This window comes from Serratia sp. NA_112.1, assembly GCF_052691715.1.
Genome location: NZ_JBQZFO010000003.1, coordinates 1 through 13,335 on the forward strand (window position 1 = coordinate 1; position 13,335 = coordinate 13,335).

Here is a 13,335-nt window from a genome sequence, read left to right on the forward strand (position 1 = left end):
CGTCAGCGTGGTGAAGAATCTGTTCATCGGGGTAGGTAATGCCCTGAGCGTGTTTGTCCGTAAGCTGGGGATCAAGCTCATTGCGAATCAGGGCCCGGTGCAGGTGCAGGCACAGAATGATCTGATGGAGCTACTGGCACGAAAGGGGATCAGCATTGTCAGCACGGAGGATGAAATCAAAATCATCGCGAAGAAGAAGCTGACTCTGAATGGTGGTGGGAGCTATATCAGGATTGATGCAAGTGCGATTGAATCTGCTACTGCAGGTGAATATCGTACGAAAGCAGGACACTATGGGCGTAAGGCAAGCGCATCAGAAAAGGTCGCGCTGCCTATATTTCCTGTAATGGAACCTGGCGAACAAAGCTTGCGTTTTGCTTTCCCTGGTGCCGATAGTGTCAGCCAAAGTATGGACTGGATGACAAATCAGCCATACAACATTACTGACAGCAATGGGAAAATCCTGTCGACCGGCACGGTAGACATTTCAGGTCGCTTCCCGAAAATAGTGCTTCCTGAAAGCGATACATTAAACTTAATCATTGGGCGAGAAACCTGGGTCAAAGAAGAGCTTCCAACATCAGTCGAAGAGGCTGAGGTAGATAGTGCGGAAGATATAGAATCACTGGAGACTGATACTGATTCGGATGATACCGAGACAGCTGAAGGTCATACTTCTGCGCTAACTGAATCAATGATTGCAAAACTATTAAATTTAACTACGACAGGGTGATCTATGTTAAAGGAAATTTGGAAGTCTATTTTTTGTTTTATATTCGTACTTTCTAGCTTTAGTACATCTGCTACTTGCCTAAAGGAAGGGGATAAAGTAATTCTGACAGGAGTGATTAGCGAAAAATTATACTACGGCCCTCCTGGCTGGGGAGAGGATAAAGCGAATGATGAGAAACTACACGAGTGGATATTGCATTTAAAACAGCCACTCACATGTGTAACAGACGCAGATACTGACAACCAAAACTGGAATCAGGACGTTCAGTTGATAATGCGTGATAGTAATGACTATAAAGTAAATAAAAATCTTCTTGGGAAAAGTGTCAGTATTGATGGCGTAATATTTCTTGCCGAGACCGGATATCACATGACGCCAGTTTTATTAGATGATGCAAAGTTTGAAGTTGCAGGCAAATAGTAGAGAGGATTAATTAAAATGCGCTTTATAAATTCTATTTATCATGCATCGACGAAAACGGTAGAATATGAGTCATCGAGTGGCACAAGATTGTTAAAAACTGGGGGCTCACTGAATTGGCGATTCAATAACCCAGGTAATCTCATTTCTGTAAAAAATCAGCAAGGGAAAATCGGTGTTGGAGTTGTCTACAATCCAGACAAACATTCATTCGCAATATTTTCTAGCATAGAAGCTGGTGATAATGCCAAACGATCTCTGCTCAAAAGGAAATATAAGGATTATACTATTCCAGAAATGATGAAAAAATATGCACCGGGGAATGATGGTAATAACCCTGAAGATTATGCCGATTTTATCATGTCTGAAAGTGGGGTCGGTAAGGAGGAGAAAGTAGGAGATCTTGACGATACAAAATTCAGTAAGGTAATCAAGGCAATTAGCAAAAAGGAAGGTGGCTTGAAGCCGGGCACCGAAAAATGGGTGTATGTGACAAATGTGACTGTTTCTGATGGCTCTCGACCAGTTGCTGATGTGCCATTTAAAGTGACACTAGGAAGCACTAGCTACGAGTGGAAAACAGATGCTTACGGCAAGCTCAAGACAATCATCCATACGAAACAAGGAATGGCTATTGTCGTCAAATATACTAATTCTGCTGGAAAAGAGGATGTTGTTTATTCAGCTGTTTCTGGGGATGAAACGAAGAATATACTGCTCACGAGAAACTTTTCTCAATTCTCTGCCAAAACACTTGCCGAGACCCCCAAAGCCGCACGTGAGAAGAGCGCTCAGAAGCCGATAGAGTACATAGTCATGTCAGGAGACTCTCTCTCGAAAATTGCCGATCGTTATAAGACAAGCGCTGATAATATCGCCAAAAATAATAATATAAAAGATGTAAGTAAGATCTTCCCAGGGCAACGCCTGGCCATTTATGGTGTTAATCCTAGGAGCTCTTTAATTTATCTGGTTGCGCCTGGCGACACATTGGCAAAAATCGCAGAAAGAAATGGCATGACTGTAGATGAGATTGCTCGTCAAAATAAAATTTCAGATCCTAATAAAATATATCCTGGGCAATCAATATCCATAAGTAAAAACGATCGTAATACCGCCACGCAGAGTGGGACGACGAAAGCTACATCTGGCGCTTCAAACCCAGCGGACAAACAACCACAAAAAACCAGCGCCGCGAATACGAATAAGAAAGAACTGGAATCTGTCGGGGGAAAGAATTCGGGTAATCCGATTGCTCTACTACCGCATCATCAGCGAGAGGCTCCTTGGATGGCGGTTGCATTTGAAGAGGGTGAGAATCGATGGAAATGGGGGAAGGTAAAGGAAGGTGATGGCGGTATAAACTATCATAAGAAAACTGGAATTAATATGGCATCTATGGTTGGTAACTCAAACCCATGGTGTGCTTCTTTTATAAATTACTGCCTTAAAGAATCTGGGTATCCAGTATCGGGGAGTGCAAGTTCGCAATCCTTTTCAAAAAATAAAAATTTTGTGAAAATATCTAAACCTATATACGGTGCAATAGTTGTATTGCGAAAGAAAGGATCGTGGACTGGGCATGTTGCTTTTATATATTGCCAGTTTAAAGATGGGGAGATAGGTGTGCTAGGTGGAAATCAAGGAGATAGTGTTACGATAAATCCATTATATCAAGTCTATATAAATGGGCGTTTAGGTTATAAATTGATTGGATATTATGTGCCTAAATCGTACTATCCACATGCACAAGGAATTATTACTTCAGGTGCAAAAGAGCAACCAACAATGTCTAACATCGGAGAGTTGCGTAAAAGCCTGGGGGCGAATGACTCTTCTAGAGATGATGAGAGAACAAGATAATTAAATGTAATGGTATTTTTTTGGAGAGTGATATGAAGTTCTTTTATTTGATTTTACTGTTTAGTTATGGTTCTTATGCTTCAACTGAAGAATGTATAAATAAGTCGGATGTGGATTCATTGATAGGAATTTTTAAAAATAATGAAAAACAATCATTAATTAATTTTTCTTCTGATGCTATAAAGGGTGATATTGAGCAGGATGAACTCATTCTAAATAAAAAAAGCACTCTTGTTAATATGTCTGAGGTTTATTATGGCTGGGGCGTGGATAAGAATTCTAAATATCCAATGCATTCGTCGCCAGTTTTCCCTCGTGAGAGGGTATGTGTGTGGAATATTTCTTTTGCGTTACCAGAGTCCATGAGAAAAAAATGTGACGATGAAGGTGCATATGGATACTTTATTGATTTTAAAAAAAATGGAGGAAAGTTGTCATTATATAGATTTACTTCCTTGTTTGATGCTCTTCCTGATGGGACCTTAGCGTGCAAGGCTGCAAACAAATTTATGTTCCCCAAGTGAACTTGAAAGTGACTTATCTTACAGCCGATGAGGTAATATTCACTACATCTAATAATGGACATGTAAATGAAACATTTCTTTCACTTCCCATTTTTTAAATTTATTTGCATATTAGTGATTGTTCAATGCCCCTCCGTTTTTGCTAAGGATTTGTTCATTAATAGAACTTGGATTGACGATTCTGGTGAGCATAACTTATTGATAGAAAGGGATTTGCTAAAAACAGCTCTGGTGAGTATTTGTCAGTGAAACAAGTAACAGGAGGGAATGTTGATTGGGTTCTTAACGATTATGCTAATGACTGCGGAGTTGATATCAATCTGGATGTGATAACTAAATCAATTGAGATAAATCGGGCTTTTTCTAATAACGAAGCGACAGTTATGTTCGCGTATAAAATTGGATGCATCGGTGGGTTAGATCCTGTTACTGTGAAGTACTTTGCATATAAAAATGGAGTGAAATATGCCTTGAGAGGGGAAGAGCATATTGTTGTTGAAAATGGTAGTTATGGTGGGGAAAATCCACCGATTCCAGATTCTAATTTAAGAGGTGGTAAACCTCTTCTGGATTACATGATGAAAAAATGGAAGGCCATTTCAATGACAAAAATAAATTAGCGCTCTGATTTCTGTTTTTCTTTAACAGAAATGATGGTTGTGTATTTGAGCGTGAGTTTCGACAATGATAAGAATATAACATGGTGAATTCTTGCCTCGTTTGCATACCAAGCTAATTTAGCCATCCTGTAATATGAGAAAATTAATGTCATATACACTTAAATATTTACCAGAACGCTATCCCAGACCTAAGTCTCTAAAATTTTCTCGTTGGCTTATTGCTCTGGTTGCCATGCTTTCGGTCAGTGTTATATTAATGCGTATATTTGGGCGTTATGTTGAAAACCTGTATTTTTGGAAAATTTCTTTAGGTGTGCCTATTGTTTTGTGGAGTGTTCCGTTTGCTTCTTGTCTGCTTCTGTGGGCATTGCAGGATAGCAAAGCAAATGCTTTCGACAAACAACGGGAACAATGGATTCTTCGAGAAACCCGTAAGGCACGTCGTGCACTGCAGGTGCTGAATGCAACATTTATTACCGGACACTCATCAGTTGCTCAAAAAGATACAGCTATTGCCATGCAAAATAACGATAGCATTATTGTTTCGCAGGTCGACCGGGATGGTAATGAAAGCTCCAGAATGAGCCAAATTTCTTCTAGCCCGCAGGACTCGCTAAAATTCGTGATAACGAATATTTTTTCGCAGTTGATTGCTGGCATTCCTTTCGCACAAATCCCTGAAAAAGTACCACTGGTAGTATTTTTTGATGTAACAACATCGCTGCCTCTGGACAACATTCGCCATTACTGGGATGAGGCCTGGCAAAAGAACAATATTACTCTTCCTGTTGAATATGCTGAAGGGAGTGGACTCAGCGTGATTGACCGCTGGTTGAATACACGTATTAAAGATAAAGCAATGTTATTGATTGTGGGGCTCCAGTTTAAGCCCTCCGTTTCTGATAACACCGCAGAGACCGGTGTAGCGCTGCTTCTTGGCAACCGCATGACGCAAGACGCGCTTGAACCCCTCGCGTTGCTGCACCGGCCAGATGCTGCCCGGACAGGTGAACTGAGCGAGGGGATGAACATGGCCGCCTATAACGTTCCGCTCAAAGAGAATATCGTGAAAAATTTATGGCTTGCCGGACTCACTGGTGAGCAGCGTGCAGAAGTGATCGCGTGCCAGAATGCACACCCTGCGCAGTCTGTAAAGGACGACGCCGTCATTTCGCTCGATACATCCATGGGACATGCCGGAGCCGCTGCTCCCTGGCTGGCCATCGCTGCCGCCACTGAAATCGCCCGACAAACACAGTCACCACAGATGATTATCTGCGGTGATACCACGCCGAATGTGCTGTGGAGCACGCTCATTACCCCGATTGCTTCCCGACAGGAGATGGATCCGTGAAGCTACCCTTAATGCCGAAGACCACGGAAGGCCGCTATCTTGCTGTCGCATCGATTTTCTTTTTGCTGTTAGCCGTTATGACGTTCATGGTCTGGAAGCATCCGGATATAGCCGGGATTGAAGACGGAAGTCAGCAGCAAATTTACTGGCTTATCGCCGGCGGATGTATTTCAGGCTGTGCCCTTATCGTATCCTTAGTGCTCCTGGCGGCGGTACGCAGTGCCGGTAAGCAGGAGTTTAATGCGCTTGTCGACAACACCAACGGTGATGATGAGAAAAGGAAACGGGAAAATGATAAAGCGCCTGTTCACCCTGCGGTGGCCATGTGTAACAAGATTCGGGGACATCTCCGCTCCCGTATTGGCCTTTACTGGCGTTGTAAAACCCGTCTGTTGTTAATCACTGGCGATGAGGCGGCAATCGAACAGCTGGTACCTGGCCTGCAGGAAAACCAGTGGCTTGAAGGTAACCGTACCGTTCTGATTTACGGCGGCAGTCTGACTGCTGAGCCCGATAAGGAAAAATACACCGCGCTGCGTAAACTGCGTCGCGGGCGCCCACTGGATGGTATTGTCCGCGTCATGCCGCAGTCGCTTAATATCACTCCTCAGATTAGTGATAACGATTTACGCGGACTGGAAAAAATCAGTGAATTACTGCGCTATTCCGCCCCGGTCTGGCTGTGGCAACTGTGCGACAGCAAGTGGTCGCAGGCAAAACGCACTGAACAGACGGTAGGGGCCAGTTTCCCGCTGCGTGCTAAGCCTGACGATATTACCCGCCAGCTAGAACTGATGCTGCCGGCCCTGCGAACGCAGGGGGTGAGTCAGGTCGCTGAGAACAACGGCCACGACTTCCTGCTGCGCCTGGGACAGCACCTTAAAGACGGCGGTATCGCCCGCTGGGTTCAGCAACTGATGCCATGGCTGGCTGCCTCCCAGCAGCGCGTTCCGCTGCGTGGCCTGATGTTCAGCCTGCCGGAGAATAAACCTGCCGCTATCGCAGGAGAAACAGCCGGTGCTGCACCTGCCGACGCTGAGAAATATATCCCGGAATCACAACGCCATGCGCTGACCCTGCCGTTAACCTGGCAGGGCATTGTGGATGACTGCACCCATGTTCGTGGCCGCCGTGTCGGTATGGCGTGGGAACAGACGCTGGCCTGGACGCTAATGGCCATTATCGGTGTCTGGGGGGCGGGAACGCTACTGTCGTTTGCGGTCAACCGTCTGCAGATTGTCTCTGTGGCGCAGCAGGCGCATGCGCTGGTGGAGCATCCTTCCGTATCGGATGACCAACTGACGGCCCTGCATACGCTGCGTAATGACGCCGGTCGCCTGCAGCACCGTATTCAGGAAGGCGCGCCATGGTACCAGCGCTTTGGTCTGGACCATAACCAGCAGTTGCTCAATGCGATTCTGCCCTGGTATGGCGTGGCGAACAACCGCCTGATACGCGACCCGGCGAATGCCGCCCTGACACAGAAGCTCAGTGCGCTGGTCGGCTCCGCACCCAACAGTGACCAGCGTGCTGCGCTTGCTAAACTGGGTTATGACCAGCTTAAAGCCTGGCTGATGATGGCCCGTCAGGATAAAGTCGACGGCGCATTCTACGCGCAGACCCTGAAAACCGTGCAGCCGACGCGGATGGGCATTTCAACCGGCCTGTGGCAAAGCCTGTCGCCGGATTTGTGGGTCTTCTACATCACCGAACTGCCTGAGCAACCACAGTGGAAAATCACCCCGGATGCGCAGCTGGTGAGCCAGAGTCGCCAGGTGCTGTTGCAGCAGATTGGCCGCCGCAACGCTGAAAGCACCCTGTATGAGAACATGCTCAAATCAGTGCGTCGTAACTTTGCCGATGTGTCACTGGAGGACATGACCAGCGGGACCGATGCGCGGCGGCTGTTCACCACCGAGGAAGTGGTACCGGGCATGTTCACCCGCCAGGCCTGGGAAGGCGGCATTCAGCAGGCTATAGAAAAGGCCGCAAATTCCCGCCGGGATGAAATTGACTGGGTGCTGAGTGACAGCCGGAAAGCGGTTTCCTCAGACCTGTCGCCTGAAGCCCTGAAAGCACGTCTGACGCAACGTTACTTCACCGACTTTGCTGGCAGCTGGCTGAGCTTCCTCAACAGCCTGCAACTTAATCCTGCGAACAACATTGCTGACGTTACCGACCAGCTGACGCTGATGAGTGATGTCCGTCAGTCGCCACTGATTGCCCTGATGAATACCCTCGCCTGGCAGGGGCAGACTGGTCAGAAGGGGGAAGGGTTGTCCGACTCTATCATCAAGTCAGCCAAAGACCTGGTAGGTGGAAAAGATAAACCCGCGATAGACCAGACCGCATCGGGCCCGCAGGGGCCGCTCGATGAAACCTTTGGCCCACTGCTTCAGCTGCTGGGTAAAAACACAGGCGGCAACGTCATGTCGGCTGATAACTCCCTGAGCCTGCAGACGTATCTGACCCGCATCACCCGCGTGCGTCTGCGTCTGCAACAGGTGGCCAGTGCTTCTGATCCGCAGGCGATGATGCAGACCCTGGCGCAGACCGTATTTCAGGGAAAAAGTGTGGATCTGACCGACACCCAGCAGTACGGCAGCCTGATTTCGGCGAGCCTTGGCGAAGAGTGGAGTGGTTTTGGCAGCACGATGTTTGTGCAGCCACTGACCCAGGCCTGGGAGACCGTGCTTCAGCCGTCGGCGGCGGGTCTGAATGACAAATGGAGCCGGTCCGTGGTGGCGAACTGGCACACCGCCTTTGACGGACGTTTCCCGTTTGCGGCGAGCAAAAGTGATGCCTCCCTGCCAATGCTGGCTGAGTTTTTGCGCAAGGACAGCGGACGTATTGAACGCTTCCTGACGACAGAACTCAGCGGGGTACTGCACAAAGAGGGCAGCCAGTGGGTACCGGATAAGGTCAACAGCCAGGGGCTGAGTTTTAACCCGGCTTTCCTGCGGGCGATTAATCAGCTGAGCCAGCTGTCAGACATTCTGTTCACCGATGGAAGCCAGGGCATCAGCTTTGAGCTGCAGGCTCGCCCTGTACCGCAGGTGGTGGAGACGCAGCTCACTGTTGATGGACAAAAGCTGCACTATTTCAACCAGATGGCTGACTGGCAGAGCTTCCGCTGGCCGGGAGACACTTACAAGCCGGGAACCATGCTGACCTGGACCACGGTCAACGCCGGTGCGCGCCTGTTCGGGGATTACAGCGGGGCCTGGGGCTTTATTCGCTGGCTGGACCAGGGCAAGCGGCAGCAGCTTGACCGCAGCCAGTGGATGATGAGCTTCACCGCCCCGGACGGTCGAACCCTGCAGTGGGTATTGCGCTCACAACTCGGAAAAGGCCCGCTGGCGCTGCTGGATCTGCGCGGATTCACGCTGCCGGATCAGATATTCAGTGTCGACAGCGGGGCCACCGTGCAGGCGCTGATGGCTAATACGGAAAACAATGACATGGAGGGTGTCGAGTAATGAGTACACTGCAGAATCTGGTCGCGGCCTGTCACGCTGACGATACTCAGCTGCGGCAAGAGGCGCAGACACGCACAGAAAACTGGCAGACCTGGCTTGCTCCAGTAAGCGATGCCAGCCCGACCGGAGAAGACCCCGGCTATGACGATGATTTTCAGCGTATCCGGGAGGAGGTCAATAAACTTTCCGGCATCGATACCGGGCTGATTTGCACGCTTGCCGAAAAACTGCTGACCACCACGGCAAAAGATATCCGGATTGCCACCTATTACTGCTGGGCGCGTCTGCACCAGGACGGGGAAACCGGCTTTGCCGAAGGGCTTGAGCTACTGGCGGGGTTGATACAGCGCTATGGAGTGCAACTACATCCTCAGCGTGAGCGGAGCCGTAAACCGGCGCTGGAGTGGCTTGCAGGCTCCCGCGTTCTGGATAGCCTGTCACTCTGGCCGGAAGTGGTACGCGACGATGCACTGCGCACTGCCGGTGCGCTGTTGCTCATTTTCGACAGCATGGAGACAGAACCGGCAGCGTCACGGCCAGAGCTAAATGCCCTGTACAGCGCGCTGGAATCTCGCCTGATGAAGGCGGGTGGTGTGGATGCTGTGGTACCGCAGAACGCAGGTAACAAGACACAGACACAGACCCCCACACATATGACAGAGTCTGACGCGCCAGTCCTGAGCCGCATTACCTCCGGCCAGGATTTGTTGGCCCAAGCCCGTACACTGACGGAATATCTTCGTGAGCAACCTGATGGCTGGCTGGCCGCTCACCGGCTGATGAAAAGCCTGCGTCATGACACGCTGCACAGTATTCCTGCTCCGGATGCACAAGGGAAAACCCGAATCGAACCGCCGCGTGCAGACCAGCGGGCCATGCTTAAGCGCCTGTATCTGCAGCAGAGCTGGTCCGAAATTATGGAGCAGGCCGACAGCGCTTTTTCACGCGGCGCCAACCACCTCTGGCTGGATTTGCAGTGGTATATCCATCAGGCCCTGGTGAAATCGGGGCAGGATGTGCTGGCTGATATCATAGCCGCCGACCTGAAAGGGCTGCTGCGCCGCCTTACCGGGCTTGAAACCCTGGCCTTTAATGACGGTACGCCATTTGCCGATGAGGTGACGCTGAACTGGATAAATCAGAGCGTGCTGGACGATATGTCCGGCTGGCGGGATGAGCCGGTCAGTGCTGTCAGTGAGACGGATAATGACATCCTGGCACTTGAACCGGAAGCACTAGAGAAAGCGGACACTGACGGTCTGGATGCCACACTCCACTGGCTGCAGACCCGCCCTGGTGCGGATTCCGCGAAAGACAAATGGCTGCTGCGTCTGCTGATGGCTCGTGTCGCCGAGCAGAAGGGCAAAAATGAACTGGCCCTGCATCTGCTGGGAGAGCTCGACAATGCCGCACAGTCGATCACCCTCACGCAGTGGGCACCGGCACTGTTGTTTGAAGTGAAATCACGTCGCCTCAGACTGCTGCGCATGAAAGCCACACGCAGTGAAACTGATAAATCAAGGCTTCAGCCCGAGATGGATTTGCTTCTGTCCGGTCTGATTGCGCTCGATCCGGCCAGCAGTGCGGTGTTGTGCGGGTAATCAGAACTGAATTAAGGGAAAAGGGAAACGTATGGGAGCTGAAGGGTATTATCTGGTGCAGGGTGACAAGACGACCTGCGGCGGGAAAATCACCACGGGCGCAGAGGATCACACTCTGTTTGATAAACCGGTTGCCCGGGAGCAGGACAGTGTGACCTGCGGGAAGCATGCCGGACTATTCAAGATAGCCGGTGGCATCGACAACGATACCATTCATGACCGGCGAATGGCCGGAACCCTCGACAGCTACAGTACATGCCCCTGCAAGGCGAAGTTTATTCCATCAATGATGGATGATACGTATGAAAAAAGCAGCGCCGGAGCGGATGCTATATCGAAATCTGGCGTTATCGCTTCAACTCAGGCATCACCCGAACGGCCGTCACCTGTAACAGATGCGCATACGGAAGAGGGGGGGCCGTATCACTGTACGCATAAAGATGGTGCGATAGCGGTGGCTGAATATATTCTCAGCGAAATCAAGAAGAATGTAAGTGGCCGGACGGCGGAAATAATACGTTATCTAATCGACGAAGAGATCTTAAAGCAAAGGCGTGCTGAATGGGATAAACTTCCCTTTTATGCAAAGTTGGCTCCGCCTCCTCAACCTGGTTTGCTTGCTGCAATGACAGTCTGGTATCAGACTGTTAAAACAGGTTCAACCTGGGATCACAAACCAAAGATCCGGGATAAATTCGGTTCGTTAGGCGTTGCTCGTCCACTCCCTCCGCCAAGTAATACTCCGTCTAAGTCCTATTATCACAAATATAAGCAGTATGATTACTTTTATGATGTATGGTCGAATATTCATTATGGATATATTGGGCTAAGTGTTGGATTCAGTGAGGATTTGCTGTTGTCCGGTTCAACGTGGGAGCAAAACATGACACCAGGTGCTGTGGGTGACGATACCTTAGATGATGTAACCAGTATTAAAATAGGTTTTGATCTATACTATCAACATGGGAAAATGGCGGGATCATTAACGGCTTTGGATATCCTGAATGCACTGGAGTGCACTCCAGAAAAACAACTACCGGTGTCAAAGCAAAAGCACTGGTGCTGGAATGTTGAAAATCCAGAACGCATTGAGGAATAATAAATATGAAAAAATTTGTTATTTTTTTATCGCTTTATATTTTTATTATAATTTTTTCTGCAGTCTTTCTTCCTTTCAGACCTACGATTACTGTCAAAAATGAATCTAGTGAGTGCTTATACTTACATTCTGATGAAATAAAACATGATGTTGAGCCAACCCCTGAAGAGGTGGAAAGGATAGTAAAATCAAAGCCTGATGTTGTTGAACCTGGTGCAACATTTAAGTTAACTACTTCTTTCAGTTCTTTAATGATAAGTGGTATTGAATTCAATGTTGGATGGCTTACCGGTGGAAAATATTCATACAATGCTATTGGTGGTGGAGGGCAGAATTTTATCATCACGTCAAAACAAGGAGAGTGCTCTTTCTCTTTGACTATTCGTGATGGGTATAATAACTACGTGTTGAACAGCCAAAAAGGCAGATTCTGCGTCACGAAATTATCACCACTCTAATAGTATTTGATAGTTGATGATGCTTAAGTAAGGGGGGTATTTTTCTTCCTATATATGGTTGATATTTTACTCACTTAATCGCGTGCCCACTATTGGTGAGTAGGAACAGTAATGAAAATCAGCATTGTATCTGTAGTCACATTTGTCGTTGGAAGTGTCGTAGTAACCCCGTTGATTGCATTTAACCTTGTAATAGTCATTGGCGTTGGATTTTTTGCTGCCTGGGGTTTAAATAAGCTGGACCAGAAGTTTGGTGTGACAGACAAAGTAGTTGAGTACATTGATGCGGCTCAACAGGAATTTGCTGAAAAAGCCAGAGAAATGGAAGATGGTTTTTGGGATTTAGGTGCTATGCTTGCAGGGCAAATGTTAAAAAAAGGAAAGCAAATTATAGAATCGGAGATTAGGGGATATTTGAGAGATTCGATTGGCGGCATTACCAAAAGGACATACTAATATATGAATAAAAAAGCCAAGGCTGTTTTTTCAGTTGTTATATTGTTGGTTGTTTCTATTGTGTCATTTTGCTTTTGGTTGAGCGAACTATCTGATTATCTTGAATTCCCTGAAGAGGTTGTTTTTTCGTGGATGTCATTAAGTCTTATATCGATACCGATAATGTTTGCATTTCCCTTATACTGGTTTTTCCTCTCACTTCGACATGGGGAGAAACATGCACTTAAAAAAGTGAATGGAATTATGCCGCTTTTTAAGTGTATGTGTGTTTTTACTTTTGCATTGTCATGTGCGATGTCGTTTGGTTATTTATCAGCACTAAAAAGCAAAGGTTACATTCTTTGCTCAGGAGTACCTTCTGGATGGACACCAGGAACAGCCAGCAAATATGTATTAGATAGAAAATTATGCTTCAGTTCGGGTTTGCAACATGAAAGATAGAGTTCGCGCATTTTTCGCTATCATTATCATTCTTGGGTTGTGTTCTCTGAGTTTTTATCTTGGGGAAAGTATATTTAAAGAATATTTCAGCTTTGGTGATGAAATTTTTTTTCATGGTTAACCGTTGCTTTGGTTGCGTTGCCTTTCGTGATGATATTCCCACTGGCCTATTTTATTCTGGTTCTCTTCATGGAAAAAGAGTTTGCTTTCAGGAAGATGGATTACTATGTTGTATATTTTAAATGGGGTTGCATTGCTATCGTAATACTGGCTCTGTTGTACTCCAT

12 protein-coding genes are annotated in these 13,335 nt (G+C 47.6%); all 12 read left to right on the plus strand.

Annotated elements, in window-relative coordinates:
• A partial coding sequence (locus ACUTQ5_RS07605) for a DUF2345 domain-containing protein (RefSeq protein WP_445650749.1) occupies nucleotides 1–733 on the plus strand: 733 nt, incomplete at its 5' end.
• A gap of 3 nt (nucleotides 734–736) precedes the next feature.
• Nucleotides 737–1,153, plus strand: coding sequence for a DUF4431 domain-containing protein (locus ACUTQ5_RS07610; RefSeq protein WP_445650750.1), 417 nt, complete (start codon nucleotides 737–739; stop codon nucleotides 1,151–1,153).
• Nucleotides 1,154–1,171: 18 nt separating this feature from the next.
• Nucleotides 1,172–3,016, plus strand: a complete 1,845-nt coding sequence (locus tag ACUTQ5_RS07615; protein WP_445650751.1) for a TIGR02594 family protein — start codon at nucleotides 1,172–1,174, stop codon at nucleotides 3,014–3,016.
• A 32-nt stretch (nucleotides 3,017–3,048) separates the two neighbouring features.
• On the plus strand, nucleotides 3,049–3,540 hold the full coding sequence (locus tag ACUTQ5_RS07620; RefSeq protein ID WP_445650752.1) for a sugar ABC transporter permease: 492 nt from the start codon (nucleotides 3,049–3,051) through the stop codon (nucleotides 3,538–3,540).
• A gap of 245 nt (nucleotides 3,541–3,785) precedes the next feature.
• Entirely contained in the window at nucleotides 3,786–4,160 is a 375-nt protein-coding gene (locus ACUTQ5_RS07625) for a M949_RS01915 family surface polysaccharide biosynthesis protein (RefSeq protein WP_445650753.1), read from the plus strand.
• A 145-nt stretch (nucleotides 4,161–4,305) separates the two neighbouring features.
• The gene (locus ACUTQ5_RS07630; RefSeq protein WP_445650754.1) at nucleotides 4,306–5,514 is read left to right on the plus strand and encodes a hypothetical protein; all 1,209 of its coding nucleotides are present in this window, start codon (nucleotides 4,306–4,308) and stop codon (nucleotides 5,512–5,514) included.
• On the plus strand, nucleotides 5,511–8,993 hold the full coding sequence (locus ACUTQ5_RS07635) for an ImcF-related family protein (protein WP_445650755.1): 3,483 nt from the start codon (nucleotides 5,511–5,513) through the stop codon (nucleotides 8,991–8,993). The genes ACUTQ5_RS07630 and ACUTQ5_RS07635 overlap by 4 nt, the downstream gene beginning before the upstream one ends.
• Nucleotides 8,993–10,594 carry a type VI secretion system protein TssA gene (gene tssA, locus ACUTQ5_RS07640; RefSeq protein WP_445650756.1) on the plus strand — a complete coding sequence of 534 codons (1,602 nt, stop codon included), beginning with the start codon at nucleotides 8,993–8,995 and terminating at the stop codon, nucleotides 10,592–10,594. Before ACUTQ5_RS07635 ends, tssA begins: the two co-directional genes overlap by 1 nt.
• A gap of 31 nt (nucleotides 10,595–10,625) precedes the next feature.
• A complete protein-coding gene (locus tag ACUTQ5_RS07645; protein WP_445650757.1) occupies nucleotides 10,626–11,693 on the plus strand; it encodes a polymorphic toxin type 44 domain-containing protein in 1,068 nt (355 codons plus the stop codon).
• A 5-nt stretch (nucleotides 11,694–11,698) separates the two neighbouring features.
• Complete coding sequence (locus ACUTQ5_RS07650; RefSeq protein ID WP_445650759.1) at nucleotides 11,699–12,151, plus strand: hypothetical protein; 453 nt, start codon at nucleotides 11,699–11,701, stop codon at nucleotides 12,149–12,151.
• Nucleotides 12,152–12,262: 111 nt separating this feature from the next.
• Nucleotides 12,263–12,607 carry a hypothetical protein gene (locus ACUTQ5_RS07655; protein WP_445650760.1) on the plus strand — a complete coding sequence of 115 codons (345 nt, stop codon included), beginning with the start codon at nucleotides 12,263–12,265 and terminating at the stop codon, nucleotides 12,605–12,607.
• Between the two features lie 3 nt (nucleotides 12,608–12,610).
• Nucleotides 12,611–13,048 (plus strand): DUF1240 domain-containing protein, encoded by a 438-nt coding sequence (locus ACUTQ5_RS07660; RefSeq protein ID WP_445650761.1) that lies wholly within the window; start codon nucleotides 12,611–12,613, stop codon nucleotides 13,046–13,048.
• Nucleotides 13,049–13,335: the final 287 nt, after the last annotated feature.

Bases quoted from the DNA above. Each gene is read 5' to 3' on its own strand.
- tssA (WP_445650756.1), top strand. From the start codon at position 8,993: ATGAGTACACTGCAGAATCTGGTCGCGGCCTGTCACGCTGACGATACT.
- ACUTQ5_RS07610 (WP_445650750.1), top strand. From the start codon at position 737: ATGTTAAAGGAAATTTGGAAGTCTATTTTTTGTTTTATATTCGTACTT.
- ACUTQ5_RS07615 (WP_445650751.1), top strand. From the start codon at position 1,172: ATGCGCTTTATAAATTCTATTTATCATGCATCGACGAAAACGGTAGAA.
- ACUTQ5_RS07660 (WP_445650761.1), top strand. From the start codon at position 12,611: ATGAATAAAAAAGCCAAGGCTGTTTTTTCAGTTGTTATATTGTTGGTT.
- ACUTQ5_RS07630 (WP_445650754.1), top strand. From the start codon at position 4,306: ATGTCATATACACTTAAATATTTACCAGAACGCTATCCCAGACCTAAG.
- ACUTQ5_RS07655 (WP_445650760.1), top strand. From the start codon at position 12,263: ATGAAAATCAGCATTGTATCTGTAGTCACATTTGTCGTTGGAAGTGTC.
- ACUTQ5_RS07645 (WP_445650757.1), top strand. From the start codon at position 10,626: ATGGGAGCTGAAGGGTATTATCTGGTGCAGGGTGACAAGACGACCTGC.
- ACUTQ5_RS07620 (WP_445650752.1), top strand. From the start codon at position 3,049: ATGAAGTTCTTTTATTTGATTTTACTGTTTAGTTATGGTTCTTATGCT.
- ACUTQ5_RS07650 (WP_445650759.1), top strand. From the start codon at position 11,699: ATGAAAAAATTTGTTATTTTTTTATCGCTTTATATTTTTATTATAATT.